Origin of the sequence: Stutzerimonas kunmingensis (genome assembly GCF_021432085.1) — a bacterium.
Classification (GTDB): domain Bacteria; phylum Pseudomonadota; class Gammaproteobacteria; order Pseudomonadales; family Pseudomonadaceae; genus Stutzerimonas.
Genome location: NZ_CP090366.1, coordinates 4,494,300 through 4,519,822 on the forward strand (window position 1 = coordinate 4,494,300; position 25,523 = coordinate 4,519,822).

Annotated in this window: 22 protein-coding genes and 1 tRNA gene; 11 read left to right on the top strand and 12 right to left on the bottom strand. The window is 65.8% G+C overall.

Annotation, left to right across the window (positions count from 1 at the left end):
- Window positions 1-21: 21 nt before the first annotated feature.
- Together LW136_RS21500 and LW136_RS21505 are read left to right on the top strand one after the other, a co-directional pair.
- Window positions 22-117, top strand: a tRNA-Sec gene (locus LW136_RS21500).
- A gap of 130 nt (window positions 118-247) precedes the next feature.
- Window positions 248-565 carry a hypothetical protein gene (locus LW136_RS21505; protein ID WP_031297438.1) on the top strand — a complete coding sequence of 106 codons (318 nt, stop codon included), beginning with the start codon at window positions 248-250 and terminating at the stop codon, window positions 563-565.
- A gap of 95 nt (window positions 566-660) precedes the next feature.
- Here the strand turns inward: LW136_RS21505 and LW136_RS21510 are convergent, their stop codons facing one another.
- Window positions 661-1,125 carry a glycine cleavage system protein H gene (locus LW136_RS21510; protein WP_234174121.1) on the bottom strand — a complete coding sequence of 155 codons (465 nt, stop codon included), beginning with the start codon at window positions 1,123-1,125 and terminating at the stop codon, window positions 661-663.
- Window positions 1,122-1,496: a DsrE family protein gene (locus LW136_RS21515; protein ID WP_234174122.1), complete on the bottom strand. Its 375-nt coding sequence runs from the start codon at window positions 1,494-1,496 to the stop codon at window positions 1,122-1,124. The genes LW136_RS21510 and LW136_RS21515 overlap by 4 nt, the downstream gene beginning before the upstream one ends.
- A gap of 149 nt (window positions 1,497-1,645) precedes the next feature.
- Between LW136_RS21515 and cfaB the strand changes: the two genes are divergently transcribed.
- Window positions 1,646-2,827, top strand: coding sequence for a C17 cyclopropane fatty acid synthase CfaB (gene cfaB, locus LW136_RS21520; protein WP_041015408.1), 1,182 nt, complete (start codon window positions 1,646-1,648; stop codon window positions 2,825-2,827).
- A 39-nt stretch (window positions 2,828-2,866) separates the two neighbouring features.
- Here cfaB and LW136_RS21525 read toward each other — a convergent pair whose 3' ends face one another.
- From LW136_RS21525 to LW136_RS21535, 3 genes are all read right to left on the bottom strand, one after another.
- Window positions 2,867-3,718, bottom strand: a complete 852-nt coding sequence (locus LW136_RS21525) for a universal stress protein (RefSeq protein ID WP_234174124.1) — start codon at window positions 3,716-3,718, stop codon at window positions 2,867-2,869.
- A gap of 14 nt (window positions 3,719-3,732) precedes the next feature.
- Window positions 3,733-5,220: a SulP family inorganic anion transporter gene (locus tag LW136_RS21530; RefSeq protein WP_234174125.1), complete on the bottom strand. Its 1,488-nt coding sequence runs from the start codon at window positions 5,218-5,220 to the stop codon at window positions 3,733-3,735.
- Window positions 5,221-5,512: 292 nt separating this feature from the next.
- The gene (locus tag LW136_RS21535) at window positions 5,513-6,727 is read right to left on the bottom strand and encodes a cyclic di-GMP phosphodiesterase (protein WP_234174127.1); all 1,215 of its coding nucleotides are present in this window, start codon (window positions 6,725-6,727) and stop codon (window positions 5,513-5,515) included.
- A 200-nt stretch (window positions 6,728-6,927) separates the two neighbouring features.
- On the opposite strand from LW136_RS21535, the gene LW136_RS21540 reads away from it, so the two are divergent.
- Together LW136_RS21540 and LW136_RS21545 are read left to right on the top strand one after the other, a co-directional pair.
- Window positions 6,928-8,691 carry a sensor histidine kinase gene (locus LW136_RS21540; RefSeq protein ID WP_234174128.1) on the top strand — a complete coding sequence of 588 codons (1,764 nt, stop codon included), beginning with the start codon at window positions 6,928-6,930 and terminating at the stop codon, window positions 8,689-8,691.
- A 31-nt stretch (window positions 8,692-8,722) separates the two neighbouring features.
- Window positions 8,723-10,066 (top strand): sigma-54-dependent transcriptional regulator, encoded by a 1,344-nt coding sequence (locus LW136_RS21545; protein ID WP_234174129.1) that lies wholly within the window; start codon window positions 8,723-8,725, stop codon window positions 10,064-10,066.
- A gap of 279 nt (window positions 10,067-10,345) precedes the next feature.
- Here the strand turns inward: LW136_RS21545 and LW136_RS21550 are convergent, their stop codons facing one another.
- The 3 genes from LW136_RS21550 to LW136_RS21560 all read right to left on the bottom strand — a co-directional run bounded on the left by LW136_RS21550 (window position 10,346) and on the right by LW136_RS21560 (window position 12,493).
- Window positions 10,346-11,587, bottom strand: coding sequence for an RNA polymerase sigma factor (locus tag LW136_RS21550; RefSeq protein WP_234174130.1), 1,242 nt, complete (start codon window positions 11,585-11,587; stop codon window positions 10,346-10,348).
- Between the two features lie 2 nt (window positions 11,588-11,589).
- The gene (locus LW136_RS21555; RefSeq protein ID WP_023444787.1) at window positions 11,590-11,946 is read right to left on the bottom strand and encodes a YciI family protein; all 357 of its coding nucleotides are present in this window, start codon (window positions 11,944-11,946) and stop codon (window positions 11,590-11,592) included.
- Between the two features lie 88 nt (window positions 11,947-12,034).
- The gene (locus LW136_RS21560; RefSeq protein ID WP_046618110.1) at window positions 12,035-12,493 is read right to left on the bottom strand and encodes a YybH family protein; all 459 of its coding nucleotides are present in this window, start codon (window positions 12,491-12,493) and stop codon (window positions 12,035-12,037) included.
- 278 nt (window positions 12,494-12,771) lie between these two features.
- On the opposite strand from LW136_RS21560, the gene LW136_RS21565 reads away from it, so the two are divergent.
- From LW136_RS21565 to LW136_RS21575, 3 genes are read left to right on the top strand one after another with little or no spacing between them, the layout of a single operon-like run.
- Window positions 12,772-14,976 carry a TonB-dependent receptor gene (locus tag LW136_RS21565; RefSeq protein ID WP_046618111.1) on the top strand — a complete coding sequence of 735 codons (2,205 nt, stop codon included), beginning with the start codon at window positions 12,772-12,774 and terminating at the stop codon, window positions 14,974-14,976.
- A complete protein-coding gene (locus LW136_RS21570) occupies window positions 14,976-16,103 on the top strand; it encodes a PepSY-associated TM helix domain-containing protein (protein ID WP_234174131.1) in 1,128 nt (375 codons plus the stop codon). The genes LW136_RS21565 and LW136_RS21570 overlap by 1 nt, the downstream gene beginning before the upstream one ends.
- The gene (locus tag LW136_RS21575) at window positions 16,100-16,321 is read left to right on the top strand and encodes a hypothetical protein (RefSeq protein WP_014822071.1); all 222 of its coding nucleotides are present in this window, start codon (window positions 16,100-16,102) and stop codon (window positions 16,319-16,321) included. Before LW136_RS21570 ends, LW136_RS21575 begins: the two co-directional genes overlap by 4 nt.
- Here the strand turns inward: LW136_RS21575 and LW136_RS21580 are convergent.
- Window positions 16,284-19,070 (bottom strand): response regulator, encoded by a 2,787-nt coding sequence (locus tag LW136_RS21580; protein ID WP_234174132.1) that lies wholly within the window; start codon window positions 19,068-19,070, stop codon window positions 16,284-16,286. The genes LW136_RS21575 and LW136_RS21580 overlap by 38 nt on opposite strands.
- Complete coding sequence (locus LW136_RS21585; RefSeq protein ID WP_041015420.1) at window positions 19,067-20,224, bottom strand: acyl-CoA dehydrogenase family protein; 1,158 nt, start codon at window positions 20,222-20,224, stop codon at window positions 19,067-19,069. Before LW136_RS21585 ends, LW136_RS21580 begins: the two co-directional genes overlap by 4 nt.
- Window positions 20,225-20,344: 120 nt before the next feature.
- Here LW136_RS21585 and LW136_RS21590 point away from each other — a divergent pair, with 120 nt between their 5' ends.
- On the top strand, window positions 20,345-21,532 hold the full coding sequence (locus tag LW136_RS21590; RefSeq protein ID WP_234174133.1) for a lactonase family protein: 1,188 nt from the start codon (window positions 20,345-20,347) through the stop codon (window positions 21,530-21,532).
- 70 nt (window positions 21,533-21,602) lie between these two features.
- Here the strand turns inward: LW136_RS21590 and LW136_RS21595 are convergent, their stop codons facing one another.
- Window positions 21,603-21,815 (bottom strand): hypothetical protein, encoded by a 213-nt coding sequence (locus LW136_RS21595; RefSeq protein WP_014822075.1) that lies wholly within the window; start codon window positions 21,813-21,815, stop codon window positions 21,603-21,605.
- Between the two features lie 191 nt (window positions 21,816-22,006).
- Here LW136_RS21595 and LW136_RS21600 point away from each other — a divergent pair, with 191 nt between their 5' ends.
- On the top strand, window positions 22,007-23,428 hold the full coding sequence (locus LW136_RS21600; RefSeq protein WP_234174135.1) for an iron-containing redox enzyme family protein: 1,422 nt from the start codon (window positions 22,007-22,009) through the stop codon (window positions 23,426-23,428).
- Window positions 23,429-23,451: 23 nt separating this feature from the next.
- Window positions 23,452-24,399: a methyltransferase gene (locus LW136_RS21605; RefSeq protein ID WP_234174144.1), complete on the top strand. Its 948-nt coding sequence runs from the start codon at window positions 23,452-23,454 to the stop codon at window positions 24,397-24,399.
- A 117-nt stretch (window positions 24,400-24,516) separates the two neighbouring features.
- On the opposite strand, the gene LW136_RS21610 is transcribed toward LW136_RS21605, so the two are convergent.
- Entirely contained in the window at window positions 24,517-25,449 is a 933-nt protein-coding gene (locus tag LW136_RS21610; RefSeq protein ID WP_234174146.1) for an AEC family transporter, read from the bottom strand.
- Between the last annotated feature and the right edge of the window lie 74 nt (window positions 25,450-25,523).

The following is a 25,523-nucleotide window of genomic DNA, read 5'->3' on the forward strand; positions in this document are numbered from 1 at the left end:
TTTCGCATCTGGACCAAATAAGGAAGGCAATCGCACCCGGTGGTGCGGCCGGGCTTCAAACCCGGTTGGGGGCGGCAGCCGTTCCCGGGTGAGTTCGACTCTCACTGCCTTCCGCCATCTACCCCCTCTACCCCTCGCCACCACCCTGCGACAGCCCTCCTCACTTCGCAATATCAAAAAGCCATCGCGCTCTAGCGCGAAGCGCGTCACAATCGCGGTTTTTCTTTCCAGGGATAGGAGAGGTGTCGTGGGAAACCCGCCAGATGAGCGCCGTGCATTGCACGCGCTGCGTGACCATATCGATTGCCTGCTGGCTGAAGGTGCATCCCTCGTCGGGCGTGACCCGGTGCAGCTGAGCTTTCAGGGCCGGACGCTGACAGTGCAGCACGGCATGCTGGTCAACGAGAGCGGCCATCAGGATCTGATCGAGACGCTGGCCGAGCTGGAGTGGACGAACAAGCGCACGCGCAATATGGCGATCGATATCTGCATCCGCCAGCTGGACCACGCGATCAAGGCGAGCTGCGTGAAGGTGCTCGACCTGTCGACACCGGACAAGCCCTGAGCGCCTGTCCCGCGGCAATTGCCAGCATTGCGCCCTGGCATAGCGTCCGGGCGGCGGGCTGAAAGCCTCCGCTCCTAACCCACCTCAAGCGCCCACTATTTCCACCGCAACGCCTGCACATGGGCGTTGGCAGGATCGAAGTTGTCCAGCCGCATGCGTTCGACGATGGCGGCTTCGGCGGCTTCGCCCAGTGGGAATCGGTCGCGCACGGTGACCCAGTCCGCGGGTTGCAGGCGGACCATCCAGCCCTCCCCATAACAATCCTGATTGATTAGCGCCGGACGCTCGAGCAGTGCTTCGTTCACCGCCAGCAGTTCACCGCTCACCGGGCTGCGCGCCGACGAGGCAGCCTTGGCGAACTCGACCACGCCAAAGCTGCGCTCGCGCTCGATACGTGCGCCGACGCGCTTGGGGGTGAAAGCGAAGATCTGGCCGTACAGCGCGCAGCCGTAAGCGGTCAGGCCGATGGTCAGGCTGCCGTCGGCCTCCTCGCGCAGCCACAGGCTGTGCTCCGGGGCGTAGCGCAGCGAGTCGGGGAATTCCAGCCCGTGCACATTCATAGGGTCAGCACTCGTTCGTATTCGAGGATCATCTGCGCCAGTTCACCGCCGCTGGAGATCTCATCCAGCTCGGCGATCAGCGTGGCGGGGTCGAGCTGAACCCCGGGCTGGCGGCACATCAGCAAGCGCGCGCCAGCCTGCTTGGCGTTGCGGATGAAGCGCAGCAGCGGCTCGCCACCTTCCACCGCGCGCAGCGATTCGGCCACCTCGCGGCGCGCCAACTGCGTGCCTTCACCGGTGAGGTAGAGGGTTACCTCGGCATCCATGCAGGCCAGCAGCGTGGCGATATGAAAAGGCGCGGCGCAGCGCGCCGGGGTACTGGGGCCGCTGGCGACCAGAATCAGTACGAGTTGTGAACCGTTGTATTCCATAAGTCCTCATGCGGTAGCCCGGCGAGTTAAGCCGTCAAATGCACGTTCGCCGCCGTTCGAACCATAGCGCGAAACTATCATCACCATAGCCTACCGGTTGCCGTTTGATGGTCTAGGATTTTCTTCGTGCACTGAAAAGGAGATCGAGCATGTTGGCAACCTTGCTACCGGCCCTTAAAGAACTCGCCCTGCCGTTGAAGCTGCAGCTATGGGATGGCAACGAGATCGAGATCGGCCCTACTCCCTGCGTCACGCTGGTGATCAAGGACCCCAGCCTTGTTACCCGACTGAGGCAGCCGAGCCTGGACGTGCTCGGCGCGGCCTACGTCGAGGGGCAGATCGACCTGCTTGGGCCAGTGGGGGAGGTCATTCGGATCGGCGATGTGATCACAAGGGCGCTGGGCCAGGACGATTTTCCGCTGCCTTCGCGCGAGGCGCATGACAAGGCGACCGACGCCGAAGCCATTTCCTATCACTACGACCTGTCCAACGATTTCTATCGGCTCTGGCTGGATAGGGACATGGTCTATTCCTGCGCCTATTTCGAAACCGGCAGCGAGGATCTGGAACAGGCGCAGCAGGCCAAGCTGCGCCACCTATGCCGCAAATTGCGGCTCAAGCCTGGCGAGCGCCTGCTGGATGTCGGCTGCGGCTGGGGCGGCCTGGCTCGCTATGCCGCACGCGAGTTTGGCGCGAAGGTGTTCGGCATCACCTTGAGCCGCGAGCAGCTCGAACTGGCTCGCGAACGGGTGGCCGAGGAAGGCCTAGCAAAGCAGATCACTCTGGAGCTGATGGACTACCGCGATCTGCCGCAGGATGGCCGCTTCGACAAGGTGGTCAGCGTCGGCATGTTCGAGCATGTCGGCCACGCCAACCTGCCGCTGTACTGCCAGCGCCTGTTTGACGCCGTGCGCCCCGGCGGGCTGGTGATGAACCACGGCATCACCGCCCGACACATCGACGGCCGCCCGGTCGGACATGGCGCCGGCGAGTTCATCAACCGCTACGTATTCCCCCACGGCGAGCTGCCGCACCTGGTGAACATCAGCAGCTGCATCAGCGATGCCGGGCTGGAAATCGTCGACGTGGAAAGCCTGCGCCTGCACTACGCGCGTACGCTGGAATTCTGGAGTGAGCGGCTGGAAGCGCAGCTGGAGCAGGCAAAACGGATGGTTCCCGAGCGCGCGTTGCGCATCTGGCGCCTCTATCTGGCCGGTTGCGCCTACGGCTTCCGCCACAACTGGATCAACCTGCACCAGATCCTCGCCAGCAAGCCGCTGGCGGATGGCTCACACGAACTGCCCTGGAGCCGGGCGGATCTTTACAGCTGACCGCTGCCGCACCCGGGACGGGCGCGCAGCGGATGGTGATCAGCGCAGCAACAGCAGCGGCGTGGAGGTGGTGCTGATCATGTTGGTGGTGGTGCTGCCGACGAAGAACTGGCGAATGCGCGAGTGGCCGTAGGCGCCCATCACCAGCAGGTCGATACCGTGCTCGGCCTGATAGGCATGCAGGGTCGGCTCGACTTCACCGGCGCGGATGGCGATTTCCACGTTGAAACCGGCGGCGGTCAGCACGCCGCGGGCATTTTCCAGCTGGGCCTGATTGTCGGCGGTGTCGGCCGCGACCATTACCAGATGAATCGGCATGCCCTTGAACAGCGGGCTGCCGGCGAGCATTTCCACGCCCTTGCGGCTGGTGGCGCTACCGTCGAAGGCGAGCATCACGCTTTGCGGTGCGCTGAAGTCGCCGGGCGCGACCAGGATCGGCCGCTGCATGGTGCGGATGACGTTTTCCAGCTGGCTGCCGATGTGCTGGATGGCATCGCCGCTGTCCTCGCCCTGACGACCGATGACCAGCAGGCGCGTTTCGTCCTGCAGATCACGCAGGGACTCGACCAAATCACCGTGACGCTGACGGCACTCGGGCTCGGCGACGCCGGCGGAGATCGCCCGCTGACGGGCGGCATCGAGCATCATGCGGCCCTCCTCCAGCGCCAGCTTGGCGCGCTTCTCGTCCAGCGTCGCCAGCTCCTGCAGGAGAAACTCGCGGCTGCCGAGGCCGATGATGCCGCTCAGATCGCCCGACACCGGATACTGCTGGCGATCGAGCACATGCAGCAGCGTCAGGGGTGCATCCAGGCGCTTGCTGGCCCAGGCCGAATAGTCGCAAACCGCCGCTGCCTGCGGTGATCCGTCGATACAAGCCATTACGTGGGTCATTGTTGTTCTCCTGGTCAGTGGCTCATGAGCTTGTCGATGGCCTCGGGTTTGTCATGCACACCGAAGCGGTCGACGATGGTGGCGCTGGCTTCGTTCAGGCCCAGCACTTCCACCTCGGTGCCTTCGCGGCGGAACTTGATGACCACTTTGTCCAGCGCCGCCACAGCAGTGATGTCCCAGAAATGTGCGCGGGACAGATCGATGGTGACCTTGCCGAGCGCTTCCTTGAAATCGAACGCACCGGTGAATTTGTCCGATGAGCTGAAGAATACCTGCCCGATCACCTTGTAGGTGCGCTGATTGCCGGCGGCATCCAACTCCGAACCGATGTGCAGGTAGTGGCCGACCTTGTTGGCAAAGAACATCGCCGCCAGCAGCACACCCGCCAGAACACCGTAGGCCAGGTTGTGGGTGAAGACCACCACCACCACGGTGACGACCATGACGATGTTGGTGGAAAGCGGATAGCGCTTGGGGTTGCGCAGCGAATCCCAGCTGAAGGTGCCGATCGATACCATGATCATCACCGCCACCAGCGCAGCCATGGGGATCTGCCCGACCCAGTCGCTGAGGAACACCACCATCAGCAACAGCACCACGCCGGCGATCAACGTCGACAGGCGCGTGCGGCCGCCGGATTTCACGTTGATCACCGACTGGCCGATCATCGCGCAGCCGGCCATGCCGCCGAACAGGCCGGAGACGATATTGGAAACGCCCTGCCCTTTGCATTCGCGGTTCTTGTCGCTGCCGGTGTCGGTGAGGTCGTCGACGATGGTCGCGGTCATCAGCGATTCCAGCAGGCCGACCACGGCCAGCGCGGCGGAATACGGGAAGATGATCGCCAGGGTTTCGAAGGTCAGCGGCACTTCCGGCCAGAGAAAGACCGGCAGGGTGTCGGGCAGGTCACCCATGTCGGCGACGGTGCGGATATCCAGACCGAAATACATGGCCACCGCCGTCATCGAGAGAATGCACACCAGTGGCGACGGGATGACCTTGCCGAGCTTCGGCACATAGGGGAACAGGTAGATGATGCCGAGGCCCGCGGCGGTCATGGCGTAGACGTGCCAGGTGACGTCCGTCAGCTCCGGCAGCTGCGCCATGAAAATGAGGATGGCCAGCGCGTTGACGAAGCCGGTGACCACCGAACGCGAGACGAAGCGCATCAGCGAACCCAGGCGCAGGTAGCCGGCGCCGATCTGCAACAGGCCGCAGAGCAGCGTCGCCGCCAGCAGGTACTGCAGGCCGTGCTCGCGCACCAGCGTCACCATCAGCAGCGCCATGGCGCCGGTGGCGGCAGAGATCATCCCCGGGCGGCCGCCGACGAAGGCGATCACCACGGCGATACAGAAGGAGGCGTAGAGGCCGACCCGCGGATCGACCCCGGCGATGATGGAGAAGGCGATGGCTTCGGGAATCAGCGCCAACGCGACGACGAGGCCGGACAGCACATCGCCGCGGATGTTGGAGAACCAGTTTTGTTTGATCGATTGCAGCATCGGACTATCCAGAGCAAAAGCACCACCATGCAGGCCACGGACGGCCGGCAGCGATACAAGACGAGATTTTTGGTGTGATTGATTCGGCTGTCAGTCGACGAAACGCACGGACAGCAGCGCACGACCACCCCATGACAGGCAGTCGCAAAGTGACGCGAGGGGGCGCAGCGCTATGGCGGACTAGGCAGCCAGGTCATGGGCATTACGAACTCTTCTCTGAGCGACTCGCCGGGCGAATCGCATTCGGGGGGCGACATTCTAGTCGCATCGCCCCCCGCTTACGACCGCCAATTTAGGTCCAGAGCGCATCCAGATTGCTGAAGCCCCAGGCGGCGGGGTCTTCGCGGCCGACGATGCGGTCGCTGCATTGCGGGCTGGAGAGGTCCAGCTCCACCGGCACGATCGTCGCGCGGGCGCGGGTGGAATAGAACAGTTTCAGGCGCGGCGCCGTCAGCTGCTGCGCGTTGTGTTCGATGACCACGCCGAGCCGCCCGGACTGCAGCCGTACCAACGAGCCCAACGGGTAGATGCCCACCGTGCGCACGAAGGCATGCAGGATCTGGGTATCGAAGTGCCCCTGCCACTGCGCCATGCGCGCCAGCGAGCCCGAAGCGTCCCAGGCGGTTTTGTACGGGCGATCCGAGGTGATGGCGTCATACACGTCGCAGATCGCGCCCATGCGCGCCAGCCGGCTGATCTGCTCGCCGGCCAGCCGATGCGGATAGCCGGTGCCGTCCATCTTCTCGTGATGATGCAGGCAGACATCCAGAACCGCCTCGGACACGGCCGCTCCCGCGCCGAGCAGGATCGCGTGACCACGCTCGGGGTGGCTGCGCATGACGGCGTATTCGTCGTCGCTGAGCTTGCCCGGCTTGTTCAGCACATCCAGCGGCATGGCCATCTTGCCGATGTCGTGCAGCAGCCCGGCAAAGCCGGCTTCCTGGACTTCCTGTTCGCTCAGGCCCAGCTGCCGGCCCAGCGCGACCATCAGCGCGCAGACCGCCACCGAATGCATGTAGGTGTACTCGTCCTTGGTCTTCAGCCGCGCCAGGCTGAGCAATGCCGAACCGTTGCGCGCCAGGGATGCGGAAATCTGCTCGACCAGTGGCAGGCACTGCTGCGGGTCGACGGCCTTGCCCAGGCGCGCCTCGTTGAACAGCGAGGTCACCTGCTGCTTGGAACGCTTGAGCAACTGCGCGGCGCGCTGCATTTCTTCCTGAACGTTGCATTGCTGGACCGACGCGGCGGTCGGCCGAGGCGCAACTGGCACGGCGTCGGAGACCAGCTGTGGAGACTCGGCGGCCGGGGGCGTTGCCGTTTCGACATCGACGCCCTTGCCCGTATCGATCCACAGCGCCTTGACGCCGCTGCTGCGCAGCGCCTGCAGGTCGGCGGGGTCTGTGAGCAAGAATTTGCTGCGCCAGAAGGAATGATCGAACCAGCTGCCGTCCAGCCCATGGACGTACATGCCGAAGCGGAGTTGGCTGACAAGGATTTTTCTGAGCAAGGCGGACCTCGACTGGAGCGGCTGGCCGTTCCGTACTAGCGATCCCTGCTGAGCTGATGGTAACTCCCCGCAGTATAGTGATGATGGCACTATGCCTCCATTGGGATAGATCAAGACTTTGGTGCTATCCCGAGGCTCGCCAATGCGCCACCACTGCCGACTATCGCTTACCATCGTCGCGTCCTGTCGCGAGCGCCGTCATGTCAGCACTGTCCAACCGCCTGCGGGTAACCCTGATCGTTGCGCTGATCCTCATCGGCCTGCTGCTGAGCATGTACTGGGCCGGGCGCCTGGCCGAGCAGCGCGCCTGGGCCGAGCGAGCCCAGGAAGCGCAGGGGCAGCTGGAACTCTATGCCCAGGCGATCCACACCCAGGTCGAACGCTTCCGCTCGGTGCCGGCCCTACTGGCGCTGGACAGCGACATCCAGGCGCTGCTCGCCGAACCGGGCAACCGCGCGCTGCGCCGCCAGCTCAACCAGCGCCTGGAACAGCAGAACCACGCAGCCGGCTCCTCGGTGCTGTACCTGCTCGACCGCGACGGCGAGACCATCGCCGCCAGCAACTGGCGCGACTGGAGCAGCTTCGTCGGCAACAACTACGCCTTCCGCCCGTATTTCCGCGATGCGGTGAGCAACGACAGCGGGCGCTATTTCGCCGTCGGCGTCACCACCGGCATTCCCGGCTACTTTCTCTCCAGCTCGGTGAAGAATGCCGCCGGCGAGGTGCTCGGCGTGCTGGTGGTCAAGCTCGAGCTGGAAGAGATGCAGCGCGACTGGGTCGGCCAGCCGGGCATCCTGCTGATCGCCGACTCGCTCGATATCGTCATCCTCACCAACCGCCCGGCCTGGCGCTTCCGCTATCTGCGCCCGCTCAGCGACGAGGTCCGCAGCCGCCTGGTCGATGCCCGGCGCTATGCCGAACAGACGCTGCAGCCGCTGCCGAGCAGCCGCGTGCAGCAACTCGCCGAGGGCAGCGAGCGACGCCTGGTGGATGGCCCGGACGGCCGCCGCGAATACCTCTGGCAACGCCTGGCGCTGCCGGAAGACGACTGGACCCTGCACCTGCTGCACGACCCACAGATGGTGGTCGCCAGCGTGCGCAGCTATCGCCTGGCCGCGGCTGGCGTGTGGATGACCCTGGCCTTTCTGCTGCTATACCTGGCGCAACGCGGCAAGACCCGCCGCGTCGAACAGCGCAGCCGCAGCGAGCTGGAGCGCCTGGTGCACGAGCGCACCCGTGAGCTACACACCGCCCAGGACGAACTGGTGCATGCGGCGCGCATGGCCGCCCTCGGGCAGATGTCCGCCGCCCTCGCCCACGAGATCAACCAGCCGCTGACCGCATTGCGCATGCAGCTCGCCAGCCTGCGCCTGCTGCTCGACAGCGGCCGCGACGGCGAGGTGCGCGAAGGCCTCGGGCATGTCGAAGGCCTGCTCGAACGCATGGCGGCGTTGACCGGCCACCTGAAGACCTTCGCTCGCAAGAGCCCGGCCGGGCTGCGCCAGCGTCTGAGCCTGGCCGAGGTGCTGGAGCAGGCCCTGCAGCTGCTCTCGCCGCGCATTCGCAGCGAGCAGGTCGAGGTATTCCGCCAGGTACCGGCCGAGGCTGCGGTCAGCGGCGACGCCATCCGCCTCGAGCAGGTGCTGATCAATCTGCTGCACAACGCGCTGGATGCCATGGCCGAGCGCCCGCAGCGACGCCTGCGCATCCTCTGTCAGCTCAACGGTGACCGCTGGCAGCTCAGCGTGGGCGACAACGGCGGCGGTATTGCCAGCGAACATCTGGATCAGGTGTTCGAGCCCTTCTTCACCACCAAGCCGGTCGGCCAGGGCCTCGGTCTCGGGCTGGCGGTGTCCTACGGCATCGTCCGTGAGATGGGCGGTACGCTGGAAGTCAGCAACGACGAGCACGGCGCGGTGTTCACTCTGACGCTGCCGGCTGCCGAAGAGCGCGCCGCCGAGTAAACTGCCGCGACGCGACCGCGAGGAGCAGGCAATGAGCGGGCAGGTAATCTTCATCGACGACGAGGCGGCGATCCGCCAGGCCGTGCAGCAGTGGCTGGAGCTGTCCGGCTTCCAGGTGCGCACCTTCTCCCGCGCCCGCGAGGCGCTGACGGCTCTGGATCGCGATTTTCCTGGTGTGCTGATCAGCGACGTGCGCATGCCCGATCTCGACGGCCTCGGCCTACTCGAACAGCTGGTGGCGCTGGACACCGACCTGCCGGTGATCATGGTCACCGGGCACGGCGACGTGCCAATGGCGGTGCAGGCGCTGCGTCAGGGCGCCTACGACTTCATCGAAAAACCCTTCACCCCGGAACGCCTGCTCGACAGCGTGCGCCGTGCCATGGACAAGCGCCGGCTGGTCTGCGAGAACCGCCAGCTGCGCGAGCAGTTCGCCCGCAAGGGGCGTATCGAATCGCAGCTGCTCGGCGTATCACGGGCGATGGTCAACCTGCGCCGGCAGGTGCTGGAGCTGGCCGGTACCGACGTCAACGTGCTGATCCGCGGCGAGACCGGCAGCGGCAAGGAACAGGTCGCGCGCTGCCTGCATGACTTCAGCCCGCGCGCCGGCGGGCCGTTCGTGGCGCTGAACTGCGCAGCGATCCCGGAAACCATCTTCGAGAGCGAGCTGTTCGGCCACGAGAGCGGCGCCTTCACCGGCGCTCAGGGCAAACGCATCGGCCGCATCGAACACGCCGCCGGCGGCACGCTGTTCCTCGACGAGATTGAAAGCATGCCGCTGGCCCAGCAGGTCAAGCTGCTGCGCGTGCTGCAGGAAAAGACCCTGGAACGCCTGGGTTCAAACCGCAGCATCGAGGTCGACCTGCGGGTGATCAGCGCGGCCAAGCCGGACCTGCTGGAAGAGGTGCGCGGCGGCCGCTTCCGCGAGGACCTGCTGTACCGGCTGAACGTCGCCGAGCTGCATATTCCGCCATTGCGCGAGCGCCGCGAGGACATTCCGCTGCTGTTCGAACACTTCGCCAGCCAGGCCGCCCAGCGCCACGGCCGCGCCGCACCACCGATGACGCCTGGCGAGCTGACGCAACTGCTCGCCCATGACTGGCCGGGCAACGTGCGCGAGCTGATCAACGCCGCCGAACGCCACGCCCTCGGCCTCAGCGCGCCGGCCCCGGCGAGCAGCGGCGGCCAGTCGCTGGCCGAGCAGATGGAAGCCTTCGAGGCGCAATGCCTGCACAACGCCCTGCAGCAGTGCAAAGGCAACATCACCGAGGTCATGACCCAGCTGCAGCTGCCACGGCGCACCCTCAACGAGAAGATGCAGCGCCACGGCCTGAGCCGCAGCGACTATTTGCCGGCGGGCAGCACGGATAGCTGAGCAGTTGGCCGAGCTGCAGAACTTCCGGCAGAGGTCCCCGCGCAACGTGCAACGAGCGCCTCGAACGCCGCACCGCAGCTGACCCGCAGGCTTTGTCGCCAGGCCCTTCAAGGCTTAGCGGCATTGAACATCAGCATCCAGCTCGCCCCCCGAACAAACCTCAGGGCAACCTTGGCCGCGAAGCTTTTGTGCCGCCGCCCGGCGGGCTAGAGCATGGGATCAGCGCACCGGTCGCCTTTCGCGGTCGAGACCGCTCCCACAAAAGGTTTCTGGGTACGGTCAGTCGCCCAACTCATCCAGCTGCCGCTGCAGGAAACGCCGTTCGGGCTCCAACTGCACCAGGCGCAGCGCGCTGCGATAGGCCTCGCGGGCCTCGTCGATACGCGCCAGCCGGCGCAACAGATCGGCACGGGTGGCGTGGCTGAGGTGGTAGTCCTGCAGATCACCGTGCCCGAGGAGTTCATCCACCAACAGCAGGCCGGCCTCGGGCCCGTCGCGCATGGCCACGGCCACCGCGCGGTTCAGTTCCACCACCGACGACGGGCTCAACTGCAGCAGCACATCGTAGAGCCGGACGATCTGCGGCCAGTCGGTCTGCGCGGCGCTCGGCGCCTCGGCATGCACCGCGACGATGGCGGCCTGCAGCGCGTAGGCGCCGAACGCGCGACTGGTCAACGCCAGCTGCACCAACTGCGATCCTTCGGCAATCTGCTGACGGTTCCACAGGCTGCGGTCCTGCTCATCCAGCCGCACCAGCTCACCGGTAGCATCGGTACGCGCAACCCGGCGGGCATCGTGCAGCAGCATCAACGCCAGCAGCCCCATCACCTCGGCGTTGGGCAGCAGTTCGAGGAGCAGTCGGCCCAGGCGAATCGCCTCGGCACAGAGGTCGGCGCGGGTCAGCTCGGCGCCGGCCGATGCGGTGTAGCCCTCGTTGAATACCAGATAGACCACCCGCAGCACGCTCTCCAGCCGCGCCGACAGCTCGTCGCGCTCGGGCACCCGATACGGCAACCGGGCGTCACGGATCTTCGCCTTGGCGCGCACGATGCGCTGGGCAATGGTGGCCGGTGGAGCGAGAAAGGCACGGGCAATCTCCTCGGTGGTCAGGTCGCAGACTTCACGCAGGGTCAGCGCCACGCGGCCATCGGCCGGCAGGGCCGGGTGGCAGCAGGTGAAGATCAGCCGCAGACGGTCGTCTTCCATCTCATCGACCTCCACTGCCTGCGCCGCGTCTTCCAGTTGTTCGGCCAGCAGCCGCAACGAGGCATCGAAGCGCGCCCGGCGGCGCAGAGCATCGATGGCCTTGAAGCGGCCGGCGGAAACCAGCCAGGCACGCGGATTGTCCGGAATCCCATCGCGCGGCCACTGCTGCAGGGCCGCGGCAAAGGCGTCATGCAAGGCCTCTTCGGCGCGATCGAAGTCGCCCAGCAGACGGATCAGCGTGGCCAACACGCGCCGCGACTCGCTGCGATAGACCGCCTCGACCCGCGCCGCCGTGAAATGTCCGGTCAGCGGCATGCTCAGCGCTGCGGCAGCTGGCGCAACGGCCGGACCTCAACGCAGCCAAGGCTGGCCGGCGGAATCTTCGCCGCGATGGCCTCGGCCTCCTGCTGGTCCGCCGCCTCGATCAGGTAGAAGCCCGCCAGCTGCTCGCGGGTTTCGGCGAAGGGGCCGTCGACCACCGAGGTGACGCCATCACGCACGCGCACCGTGCGCGCGGTGCGCACCGACTGCAGCGGTTCGCCGGCGAGCATGTGGCCACTGGCGCGCAACTCTTCGCCGCAACTCACGCAACGCGCGACCAGCGCATGCCACTGTTCGTCGGTCATCGCATCCACACGCTGTTCATCGTAATAAATCAGGCACAGGTAGTTCATGGCGGGGCTCCGTCTGCCGGCAACGCAGCAAAGCTAGCAGCCATTGAACGACCTCGCCCGATCGCGCGACGAACACCGCGGGCCAGCCTCAACCGGTCTGTTGCTGCGATGGTGTCTGATCCATGCATACCTGGCCGGTCTGCATGTCGAAAGGCATCGAAAAGTGCTCGTGGATCACCTTCCACTCACCGTTGCGCCGCGCCCAGACCCGCGTGCCGCGCATCCAGGCCGTTTGCATCTCGCCTTCGGCATTGGGTCCGCCACAATGGGTAAGCATGCGGCTGCAGGCCAGCTCGCCGCCGACATCCACATGCAGTTCATGGGTCTCGAAGAAACCTTCGCCCTGGCAGAACTCGAAGCAGCGCTGCCAGTGCGCCCGGTATTCCTCAACGCCCTTGAATTGCAGTGCGCCGACCGCATCGAAGGCGACTACGTCGTCGGCGTACTGCGCCATGATCCGGTCGAGATCCTTGGCCTTGGTGGCCTGTTCAAACGTTTTGTGCAGCTGGCGAATGGCGCTCTCGTCCTGGCTGTTCTGGCTGTTCATGTCCTTCTCCTCTGATCGGGTGAACGGGGTTCACCAACTAGTCGTTCGGCGACTTCCAGAATCGACAGACCCAATCAGTTTTTTCTACGCAGGCGCGGCCCGCATGCCAGACGCCCTGCGCCGGCGGCGCGCGAGCACACCGCGGCTCCATCGGGCGGAATACGGTTGCGAATTGTTAGCATTGAAATATGATAGTGGCTCTCAGATGGCACAGGCTCTCAACTACCCGCCGCGCCGTCATCCGCCACCCTCACAGCTCAACGTCCGGTCAGGTCCGTATGCCCACTCTTCGCTTCCCGCGTAAAACCGCACTGCTGCCCGTTTGCCTTGCCGCCAGCTTCGCTGGCTCGCCGCTCATGGCTCAGGAGCAACTCGAAGATCAATCTCAAGGCACTGCCGCCGAGCCGGTCGAACTGCAATCGGTGGAAATCACCGCCAGCGCCGACGCCTCGGCCGATGGCCTGACGCAACCCTACGCCGGCGAACAGGTTGCGCGTGGTGGGCGAGTAGGGATTCTCGGCAATCGCGACTACATGGAAACGCCGTTCACCTCGACGTCCTATACCTCGCAGCTGATCCAGGATCAGCAGGCGCGCAGCGTGTCCGACATCGTGCAGAACGATCCTTCGGTGCGCGTGGCGCGTGGCTTCGGCAACATGCAGGAGCTGTACGTCGTGCGCGGATTCCCGCTGTATTCCGATGATATTTCCTACAACGGACTCTACGGTCTGCTGCCGCGCCAGTATGTGGCCGCGGAGTTCATCGAGCGCGCGGAGGTATTCCGTGGTGCAAGCGCCTTTCTCAATGGCGCCGCACCGGGTGGGACCGGCCTTGGCGGTGCTATCAATCTGCTGCCCAAGCGTGCGCCGAACGAGCCCCTGACGCGCATGACATTTGGCGCCAGCTCCGGCGGCCAGGGCACGGTTGCCGCGGACCTGGGTCGCCGCTTCGGTGAGCAGAACCAGTTCGGTGTTCGTCTTAACGCAGCCAAGCGCGCCGGCGAGACAGGCGTTGATGAAGAAGACCAGACGCTGGACATGTTCGCGCTGGGTCTGGACTACCAGGGTGACCGCCTGCGCTTGTCGGCAGACATCGGCCACCAGTATCACTTCATCGACAATCCACGCCCCAGCGTGACTCCCAACGGTGGCCTGCCCAGCGCTCCAGATGCTGACGATAATTTCGCGCAACCCTGGACCTATTCGAAAGAGAAACAGACGTTTGGCACCTTCCGCGCCGAATACGACTTCACCGATGCAGTAACGGGCTGGCTGGCCGCTGGTGTGCGGGAGGGTGAAGAGCAAAATCGCCTGGCCAACCCTCGGGCTACAGCCTCTGGTACGACCACGGCGTCGCGCTTCGACAATTACCGCGAAGACAGCATCTTTACCAGCGAAGCCGGCTTGCGTATGCGCCTTCAGACCGGAGCGGTCTCACATCAGCTCGTGACATCGGCGGCCATCTTCGATTCGCAGGAGAAAGGGGCCAACCAGTTCTACGCTCCTGTCGCGGGTAACCTATACGACTCGTTCGACGCGGCACTGCCCACAACCGTTACCTACGATGGTGGAGACCTGTCTGATCCACACGTAACAGAGCGCATCCATACCAAAAGCATGGCTCTAGCCGACACGCTGGGCTTCATGGATGACCGTCTGCTGGTCACGCTTGGCGCGCGCTGGCAGGGTATCGAAACCAAGAGTTATTCCTCGCAGACCGGTAATCGCAGCGGCCAGTACGACGACCATGAAATCACCCCGGTCGCCGGGATCGTGTACATGCTGACTGACGAACTTTCGATCTACGCCAACTACATCGAAGGTTTGACCAAGGGTGAAACGGCCCCTGCGACATCCGGCGGCCGCCCCGTGCTGAATTCCGATACCTTGGCGCCTTACGTCGCCAAGCAGACCGAAATCGGCCTCAAGTACGATGGCGGCAATCTGGGTGGCAGCATTGCGGTGTTTAGTACCGAGCGGCCCTTCGGTATTGTTGAAAATCAGGTCTTCCGCGAAGGCGGGGAGCAACGCAACCGCGGCATAGAACTGTCGGTGTTCGGCGAGCCCGTCTACGGCGTGCGTCTGCTGGGTGGCGTCACTCTGCTGGATGCCGAGCAGAGGAAGACGCTCAACGGCGCCAACGACGGCAACGATGCCATCGGCGTTCCCAAGCTGCAGGCCAACCTCGGCGGCGAATGGGACGTGCCCGGTATGCAGGGGCTGACGCTGACCAGCCAGGTTGTGCATACCGGCAAGCAGTACGCCAGCGCCAGCAACGACCTCCGCCTGCCATCGTGGACCCGCCTGGATCTGGGCGCACGCTATCGCATGACCATCGAAGACCGTGACGTCACGCTTCGGGCCGGGCTCGACAACGCCACCGGCCGCGATTACTGGGCCTCGACCGGGGGCTATCCGGGCTCCAACTACCTCGTCCTCGGCGCCCCGCGCACGCTCTCGGTCAGCGCTACGGTCGACTTCTGATGCAGGCAGTCACCCTGCGGCGGTGGGGCTGGGTCCACAAGTGGTCCAGTCTCGTCTCTACGCTGTTCATCCTGATGCTGTGCCTGACCGGCCTGCCGCTGATCTTCTCCCACGAGATCGATCACCTCACCGGCAACGAGATCGAGGCGCCGGCGATGCCCGAGGGCACGCCGCGCGCTGCGGTCGACCGGGTTGCGGCCGAAGCTGTGAAGGCCTACCCCGGTCTGGTGCCGCTGTACTTCTTCGCCGAGGAAGACGCACCGGACGTCTGGTACGTCAAGCTCGATACCCGCGTCGACACCGATGAAAGCGAATCGACGCTGATCCTCTCCGATGCCCGCACCGCCGAGGTGCTCGGCGCGCCGAACTTCGACGAAGGCTTCATGAGCGTGATGTACCGCCTGCACGTCGACCTCTACGCGGGGCTCGCCGGCAAGCTGTTTCTCGGGTTCATGGGGCTGCTGCTGATGGTGGCGATCGTCTCCGGCGTGGTGCTTTACGCGCCCTTCATGCGCAAGCTGCGCTTCGGCGAGGTGCGCCAGGAACGCACGCCGCGCACCCGCTGGCTGGACCTGCACAACCTGCTCGGCATCGTCACCCTGGTGTGGGCCCTGGCGGTGGGCTTCACCGGAGTGATCAATACCTGGGCGGATCTGATCTTCCAGGCCTGGCAGGCCGAACAGGTCGCCGCGCTGCAAGCCGGTGAAACGCGGGTACTGCTGGCCACCGATGCCAGTGATGCGCCTGCCGCTGATGGCACCTTGCAGACTGCGGTCGATCGCGTGCTGGCTGCGGCGCCGGACATGGCGGTGTCGATGATTGCCTACCCCGGCACACTGCGCGCCACGCCGGAGCACGTCGCGGTGATCCTGCGCGGCGACACGCCGCTGACTTCCCGCCTGACCCAGGCGCTGCTGGTCGACCCGGCCAATGGCGAAGTGCTCGAAGCCGGGGCCCGGCCCTGGTACGTCACTGCGCTGCAGCTCTCAGAACCGTTGCACTTCGGTGACTACGGCGGCCTGCCGCTCAAGTTCCTGTGGGGGCTGCTGGATATCCTCACCATCGTCGTGCTGGGCAGCGGCCTGTACCTGTGGATCAAGCGCGGCACGACGGAGGTACGCTCATGATGCGCATCTGGTTGTGGCCGGTGCTGATCGGCGTGCTGTCCACGCTCGGGCTGATCGCCGGGCTGGTGTCCGAAGGCGCGGGCGATTGGCTGAGCTGGCTGGCCCTGGCGACGCCCGTCGCCATCGGCCTGCATGGCTTGTCGCGCAGCGGCGCCCGCCCCCAGGCACGCGGCGAGGCCCTTACCCCTGCAGGATCTCGGCGAGCTGGTCGAAGCTGAACGGCTTGGGCAGCGAGCGCGCCGGCAGGTTGCTTTCGATACGCCCTTCACCGGAGACGAATACCAGCCGCAACCATGGCTGGGTTCGCAAGGCATCGGCGGCGAAGTCGGGGCCTAATCGGCCCGGCAGATTGACGTCCAGCAACAGGTGATCGAAGCGCTGTTCGTGCAGCCCCTGCGCGGCCGCTTCAGCATTCGGATAGCCGCAGGCGCGGTAGCCCAGCTCCTCGACCATCTCGCAGGCCAGCACCAGCAGTTGCGGCTGGTCCTCCACCACCATCACCCACTGCTGCTCGACGGGTTTGTCGTCGCTGTGCTGCTTGCCCAGCAACTGGCGCACCTTGCGCGCCAGGTCTTCCTGCCGATAGGGCTTGCTCAGCAACTCCACGCCCGGATCGAGGCGCCCGCCATGCACGATGGCATTGCGCGTGTAGCCGGAGGTGAACAGCACGGCGATATCCGGCAGCAACACGCGAGCCTGGCGCGCCAGTTCAGTGCTGCTGAGCGGCCCCGGCATGACCACATCGGTGAACAGCAGGTCGATGGAAAGGCCGCTCTGCAGGATGCTCAGGGCGCTCTGCGCATCGTTGGCGCGCAGCACCGAATAGCCGAGGCCGGTGAGCAGCTCGATCACCGTGGCCTGCACCGGCAGATCGTCCTCGACCACCAGGATGGTTTCGCTGCCGCCCACAACCGGCCCGACGGTGGATGGCTGCGCCTGTACCTCGGGTTGCTCGGTGCGCGGCAGGTAGAGCTTTACGCTCGTGCCGGCGCCCGGTTCGCTGTACAGGCGGATATGCCCGCCGCTCTGCTTGGCGAAGCCGTAGGCCATGCTCAGCCCCAGCCCGGTGCCCTGCCCTTCTGGCTTGGTGGTGAAGAACGGTTCGAAGGCCTGTTCGATAATGTTGGCGGGCATGCCAACGCCTGTGTCCGACACCGCCAGCAACACGTATTGCCCTGGCGCGACGTCGATCTGGGTACCGGTGTAGTGCTCGTCGAGCATGGCGTTGCCCAGCTCCAGGGTGAGCTTGCCCCCATCAGGCATGGCATCGCGGGCATTGATCGCCAGGTTCAGCACCACCTGTTCGAGCTGGTTCGGGTCGACCATCGTCGTCCACAGCCCGCCCGCCACCACGGTTTCGATTTCGATGCGCTCGCCCAACGCCTGGCGCAGCAGCTCGTCGAGGTCGCGCAAAAGCCGGCTAAGGTTGGTCGGCTGCGGGCGCAGCGGCTGCCGACGGGCGAAGGCCAGCAGTTGCCGCGCCAGCTTGGCACCGCGCTCGACGGCGGAGCTGGCCGTATCGACCCGCTTCGCCGCGCCGCGGTTGGCCTCCACCAGCGGCTGCAGCAATTGCAGATTGCCGGCGATCACCTGCAGCACGTTGTTGAAGTCGTGTGCCACGCCGCCGGTGAGCTTGCCGATGGCTTCGAGCTTCTGCGACTGATACAGCGCCTGGCGGCTGAGTTCCAGCTCGCGGGTGCGCTCCTCGACCAGCTCCTGCAGCTGCTCGCTGGAGCGCTGCAGCGCCTGCTGCGCCAGCACCTGGGCGGTGACATCATGGCCCTGGCAGAAGATGCCGCTGACCTGCTCGTCCTCGCTGAACACCGGCTGGAAAATGAAATTCACATAGTGACGCTCGGCCTTGCCGCCGGCCTGCGGGCGCACGCGCACGGCGATGTCGCGGCCGATATAGGGCCGCCCGGTGACATAGACCTGCTGTAGCAAATCGGAGAGCGCGCGGCTTTCCAGTTGCGGAAACGCCTTGAGCGCCGGACGCCCGAGCAGCTCGCGGGCGCCGACCAGCTGGTGGAAGGCGCGATTGGCGATCTTCAGCTCGTGCTGTGGCCCTTCGGTGATGGCGATGAAGCCCGGCGCCTGGTCGAACAGCCGTTGCAGGTGGGCGCGCTCCTCGCTGAGCTGACGACCATGCAGCTCGTTGGCGCGACGCTCCGCGACCAGCGCCGAGACATCGCGCAAGGTCAGCGCCGCACCCACCACCGCGCCATCCGCAGAACACACGGCGGCGACGACGATCTCCAGCGTTCGCCCGTTAGCCGCATCTTCATGCTGCAGGGTCAGCGTCGTGTCGCAATCCTGGACCTGCGTCAGGGCCTGGCTCAGCTCGGCGCTCCAGAACGGCAGCCCGCTCGCCGCACGGCGTAGCACCTCGCCACGGCCCAGGCCGAACAGCTCGGCAGCACCGGCGCTCCAGTAGAGCACCGCCCCGGCGCGGTCGAGACCGACGATGGCGTCGCGTGCCGCGTCGATGAAATGATGCAGATAGAGCTCTGCCGTGGGTGACGAACGCTTGCTCAACTGCCCGCCATCGACCATCGCGTTGGCCTGCGCCAACGTGGTGCGCAGGCGCGCCCGCCGCCGCACGCTGGCCAAGGCCTGATCAAGCTGCGCCAGCGCGCTGGCGCCGAGGGTGACGATCGACCAGTGAGGCCCGAGCAACGGCGCCGGGCCCAGCTCGCGGTGCAGCGAGTCGACGCCCGCCTCATCGCTGAGGAACAGCAACTCGGTGGCCTTCCAGCGACTGCGCAGCTGCCGGGCCTGCGCCACCGGGCGTTGCAGTCCGGGCGCCAGCAGCACCAGCGCCGGCTCGTTCTCATCGGGCAGCAACGCGCCTGGATCAAGGCTGCGCACCTGCAGACCGTGGGCTGTCGCCCAGCTGTCGATCAGATCGCGCAACGCGGCATCGCCTGCCTCCAGCAGCGCGATCTGATCGAGCAGCAGCTCGCTCATAGCAGCGGCAGCCCCAGCAGGCTGCGACCGGTCCAGAGCTTGAGCAGGCCGGTGGTGGGGGTCATCACGTGCGCGGCCCGCGCGTCACGCAGCAGACGGGCGACACGACTGTTCTCGCGATAGGCGGCACCGCCGCAAAGAGTCATAGCCTCGTTGGCCAGGCGCACTGCGGTCTCCGCCGCATCGGCCTTGCACGCCAGGATGAACGACAACGCCTCGGGGTGGGCGCCATCGCCCCGGCGTGCGGCTTCGCGCACCAGCGCGCGGGTCTTGACCAGCTCGGTCCAGAGTTCGCCATAGCGGATCTGCAGGCTTTCCACATCCCGCAGCGACTCGCCGGAATGGCTGTAATGCCGCGAGCGCAGATGCAGGCTCGCCTCGTCCAGCGCCGCCTGAGCAACGCCCAGATAGGTGCCGGCCATGGCCATGAGGAAGAACGGCGCGACCACCTCGAACACGTACCAGACCTGATCGCCCGGCTCGCCAAGCAGGTTGCGCGCCGGTACCCGGACGCGATCGAGCTGCAGCGGCCGCGAGGAATTGCCACGCATGCCAAAGCCGGCCCAGGGCTCGAGCCAGTTCATGCCGGCACTGCCCTGGTCGACGATCAGGCAGCTGAAATCCCCCGCCTCGGCGCCCGCCGCGACGGTGGACACGACGTAGGAGTCAGCATGGTCGCCGTTAGTAACGAACTGCTTGGTACCGTCGACCAGGAAATCTTCGCCGTCGGCATCCAGACGGGTTTCCGGCAGGTAGAAATGCGCGCCGGTGCCCCGCTCGGAGAGCGCCAGCGTGGTGATGTGCTGTCCCGCGGCGATCTCCCGCAGGTAGTGTTCGCGCTGATGCTCGGTGGCCTTGGCCGCGATCACCGCGGTCGCCACGCAATGCATGCCGTAGCACAGCGCCGACGACGGGCAGGCGCGGGCGATGGTTTCGGTAATCACGCACAAGCCCAGCAGCCCCTGCCCCAGGCCGCCCAGTTCGCTTGGCACCTGCAGCCCGAGCAGCCCGGCGTCGCCAAGTGCGCGCAGCGAATGGGCGGGCCAGCGGCAGTCGGCATCGACCTCGGCCGCCAGCGGCGCAATGACGGTTTCAGCCAGATCGGCGGCGACGTTTTGCAATTCGACGAGCTGAACGGGTAGCAAGTGGTCCATGAATCTTCCTGAATTCGCGGGTGGCTGGCGTCCGCCCAGGTGCATATCAGACCCTGACAGTCGGGTATTGTTCGAACAACGTCTTCGGGAGCGTTGGGCGCCCACGGTGGTCATAGTGGCATGACATCAATGACCAAACGCCCCGTACTGCTTCGCCTCGCTCTCGCTGTGCTGGTCGGCGCGACGCTGTCTGCCGGCGCGCGAGCCGAGACCGACGACATGCACATCCTGATCGGCAGCTACACGCACGACAGCGACAGCCCGGGCGTTCTGCGCCTGCGCTTCGACCCGGTGAAAGGTCGGATCGACCCGCAACCGCTGCAGACCCTCGCCAGCCACAATCCCTCCTGGCTGGTGCTGGACGAGCAGCGCGGGCGCCTCTATGCCACCAACGAGAACAGCCCAACGCACGCCGACCCGGTCGGTCGTGTCAGCGCCTGGCAACTCGACAGCAGCGGCGAGCACCAGCTGATCGGGCAGAACATCAGCCTGGGCGACGAACCGACCCATGCCAGCCTCAGCCATGACGGGCGCTACCTGTTCATCAGCAATTACGGGGCGCGACCGAACCCGGGCGGCAGCCTGGCGGTGATGCCGCTGGCCGAGGATGGCCAGCCGTTGCCGGTCACGCAGCTTCTTGCGCATCAGTCGAGCGGCGTGCACCCCGAGCGACAGCAGGCCGCGCATGTGCACTCCGCCGTACCGAGCCCGGACGACAAGCGCCTGCTGGTCAGCGACCTGGGCGCCGATCGGGTATTCGTCTACCGCTACGACCCGCGCAATGCCGAACGTCCCCTGCAACCCGACGAACCCGCCAGCATCGAGCTGCCAGCGGGCAGCGGCCCGCGCCATCTGGTCTTCCACCCCAATGGCAAGCACGCCTATCTCGCCCTCGAGCTGAGCGCCCAGGTGGCGAGCTTCGACTACACGAACGGCAACCTGATCCGCCGGCAACTGCTGGACCTGAAAGATGCCGCTAGCGAGGTGCATCATTCACCGGGGGCGATCCACACCTCGGCCGATGGCCGTTTCCTCTATGTCAGCGACCGCGGCGACTACAACCACATCATCGTCTTCGCCATCGACAGCGACGGCGCCCTGCGGGAAATCCAGCGCCGCCCCACTGAAGGCCGCGAACCACGAGAATTTGCCATCGCTCCAGACGGGCGTTTCCTGCTGATCGCCAATCAGCTGAGTGATGACGTGGTAGTGATCGGGCGCGATCCGGACAGCGGAAAGCTCGGCGAGACGCTGCAGACCCTGCCGGTCGAGCGCCCGTCGGACATCAAGTTTTTCGCCAAACCCTGAAGCCGAGCGGCGGTATTAGCAGCAGGCCAGCCGGACCGCGTGCCGGCTGAGCCTGACATCGGCGCTCACATCAAGGCTTGCGTTGCGACTCGCGCGAGGCGTCCTCTTCGCTCACCTCCTCGGCCAGGCCCGGCGGCACGTTGTAGGCGCCGCCGGGTACGTCGGCTTCGTCACCACCGGCGACCTCGCCCTGGGTGGACGTGGTTTCCGGATTCTGCTCGTGGGCATCGCCGCTCTGGTCGATGGACTCGATGCTCTCGCGACCCTGGTCGTTCTGACTCATCAGCTGCTCCTCGCGTATCTGTGGCCACGCCCCGGCCTGTCCGGGTGGCTCTATCGATTGGGAGGAGACGTGGCGGCGGAAGTTGCAGCGTAAAGGCGCTTTTCTGGACCGATGGCCGCTCAGCGGTGCAGCTGAACTAAACCACAGGCCCGGCAGCCAAAACTGCACTAGAACTGCCATAGAACAGAATCATGCAACTGACTTCTCGCAGCCTGCCGATCACTCCTGCCCTTCACCCAGCGCAGGATCAGCCCTCACGGGCGCTGTACTTCGCCCTTGCCCGCGAGGTCGACGCGCAATCACGCGATAGCGCTGCGGAGTACCTGCGTGCGCAGCTCGAGGCCGCCGCTGCGCTGCCGTCCGACCTGCCGGAGGACCCGGCCGGCCTGGAAGCCTGGGTCATGCAGCGCACCGAAACGGTCGGTCGCCAGTATCAGGTTTACCTGGACCAGCGCCGTGCCGGCGGTCCGCGCCGCTATTTCGCCAGCAAGGCCCATGCTCTGCATTTCCTCCGCGGGGTGGCACCGACCAAGCTGGTCGATGGTGCCTGGCTCTATGGCCTGCTGCAGCGCTGGGACGATGCGCGCTTCACCGCGCTGATCCAGACCTATCTGGAAGAGCTCGGCGAAGGCCTGCCGGAGAAGAACCATGTGGTGCTCTACCGCAAGCTGCTGGCCAGCCAGGGCTGCGATGACTGGCAGGAGCTGGACGACGAGCACTTCGTCCAGGGCGCCATCCAGCTGGCACTGGCCGAGCATGCCGAGCAGTTCCTGCCGGAAGTGATCGGCTTCAACCTGGGCTACGAACAGTTACCGCTGCACCTGCTGATCACCTCCTACGAGCTGACCGAGCTGGGCATCGATCCCTATTACTTCACCCTGCATGTCACCGTCGACAACGCCGACAACGGCCACGCCAAGAAAGCCGTGCAGGGCGTGCTGGATGCCTTGCCGCAGGTCGGCGACAGCGCGGAGTTCTATCGACGGGTGCGCAACGGCTACCGGCTCAACGATCTGGGCGCCAGCACCGTTTCGGTCATCGGCGATTTCGATCTGTCCCGCGAGGTGCAACGCATCTTCGAGAAGAAGGCTGCCGTCGGCCAGTTTGTGCATTCGGACTACTGCCGCTTCGAAGGCCGCACCGTCAACCAGTGGCTGGCCGAGGACGTCGAGCAGTTCCTCGCCGTGCTGGACAAGCGCGGCTGGATCAAGCGCGGCCATGACCCGCAGGAAAGCCGCTTCTGGCAGCTGATCGCCGGCGAGCAGGCGCCGATGTTCGGCGTCTTCAGCGCTTACGAGCAGCAGATGATCCATGACTGGATCGCTGGCGACTGGCAGGCCGACAGCAAACGCAGCCCACGCGGCGCCTTGCTGCAGCGACAGGCGCTGTTCAACGGGCGCCGTGCCGCCTCGGCACCCGCCATGCCGCAACCCGTAGAGCGGGTCGGCGGCAACGATTTCGATGAAGAGCTGCAGCTGCTCGAGCAGCAGGTGGCACGTCTGCCCGATCGCGCCGCACGCATGCGCCTGCTGCTGCCGCTGCTGGCACCGCAGCGTCACCACAGCGCCGCCGGCCTGCTGGCCACGCGGCTGTTCAACGGACTGTTCAACTGAAGGCACCACCAAGGAAAGCGACGATGACCATGGACAATGCGCAGGACCGCGCGCTGCTGCACCTGGGCCAGGCCCTGCGCGATCGCGGCTATCACTTCATCACCCCCACGCCGCTGACCCATGAACGGGTCAATCAGCGCCCGGAAAACGCGCTCGCCGACGACCTGCCAGGGGTCTTCGGCTGGAGCCGCCCGTTCCAGCACGAACTGCTGCCACCGCCACTGTTCAGCCTCATGGATCAGGCCAACGTGCTGGAGCCCTACGGCTCGCGCTGGCGCTCCAAGGTGCGCCTGTCCAGCCTCGACGGTCAGCTGTTCCTGCACTCGGCCTTTCCCACCGAGGCCAGCGATGCGGTGTTCTTCGGCCCGGACACCTACCGCTTCGCCAGCGCCATCTGCAATCACCTGAATCAGCATGCCGGCGAGATCCGCCGCGTGGTGGACATCGGCTGCGGTTCGGGCGCCGGGGCGATTCTCACCGCACTGGCGCGGCCGCAAGCCGAAGTGCTGGCGGTGGACATCAACCCGCAAGCGCTGCGCCTGACCCGCATCAATGCGGCACTGGCTGGTGTGGACAATCTGCGCGCCGAACACAGTGACCTGCTGAGCAACGCGCAGGGCGAGTTCGATCTGGTCCTGGCCAACCCGCCTTATCTGGTCGACGCCGATCAGCGCGCCTACCGCCACGGCGGCGGCCCGCTGGGGGCTGGCCTGTCGCTGGCGATTCTCGACGCGGCGCTGGGCCGGCTGGCGCCAGGTGGCACGCTGCTGCTGTACACCGGGGTCGCCATGATCGACAACCAGGACCCCTTCCTGGCCGAAGTGCGCCAGCGCCTGGAGCGTACCGACCTGCAGTGGGGCTACCGTGAGATCGACCCGGACGTGTTCGGCGAGGAGCTGCTTGGCGGGGCCTACACCCAGTGCGATCGCATCGCTGCCGTGGTGCTGGAAGTGACGCGGGCGACGAGCTGAACGTTCCCGTGTGGAAACGCTTCGCGGTTTTCCACGGGGTGGCCATCCACCCTACGACCGGCCAGGCGTAGGGTGGATAACGCCGCAGGCTTATCCACGCGCAAGTGAGCGCGCATATCAGACCGGCAATAGCACCAGGATCAGCGACAGGCTGATCAGCGAGCCCAGCGTCGACAGCAGCACCACCCGCGACACCCGCGAGCCCTCGCGCCCATAGAATTCGGCAAGCATGTAGGGGCCAGTCCCGGTCGGCAGCGCGGCGAGCAGCAACGCCGAATAGGCCCACAGCGTCGGCAGCTCGAATACCTGAAAAGCCAGATACCAGGTAATCAGCGGCTGCACCACCAGTTTTAGCCCCACCAGCGGCCACACCCCCTGCACCCGTCCTCCGGGCTGTGGCTGGGCGAGGAAAAGCCCCAGCGACACCAGTGCGCAGGGCGCCGCCGCCGCGCCCAGCAGCTTGAGCAATGTCGCCAGCGGCACCGGCAATTGCAGGCTAGTCGCCGCCCACAGCGCACCGAGCAGCGGCGCGATCACCAGTGGATTGCGTACCAGCGCACTACTGACTTTGCCCAGCGTGCGCAACACGCCCTGCCCGGCATGCAGGCCGGTCTCGACGCAGGCCAGGGCGATGGCGAACAGCACACAGACCACCACGATCGAGGCGACCATCGCCGGCTGCAGCGCCTCGTCGCCCAGCACCAGCATGCACAGCGGAATCCCGACATAGCCGGTATTGGCGTAGGAAGCACCCAGCGCGTCCAGGCTGGCGTCGACCAGCGGCTGCTTCTGCAACATGCGATACGCAAGAGTGAAGGTGAACACACCGAGGCAGCCGATGGCGAACGCGGCGATGAAGCCGGGTTGCCAGAGCTGCTCCCAGGTCGAGGTGGCAACGACGCTGAAAAGCAGCGCCGGCAGGCCCAGCCAGACCACGAAACGGTTGAGTTCGGAGGCGCCGGTCGGCCCCATCCGCCCGCTACGACGGCACAGGTAACCGAGCAGGATCAGCGCAAAGACGGGCAGGACGACATTGACGACCGAAGACATGGACTCTCATCTGCAAACTGGCGGCGCGGCACAGGGCTGCGACCGAAACGGCCGGCCACCATAGCAAATGCGGC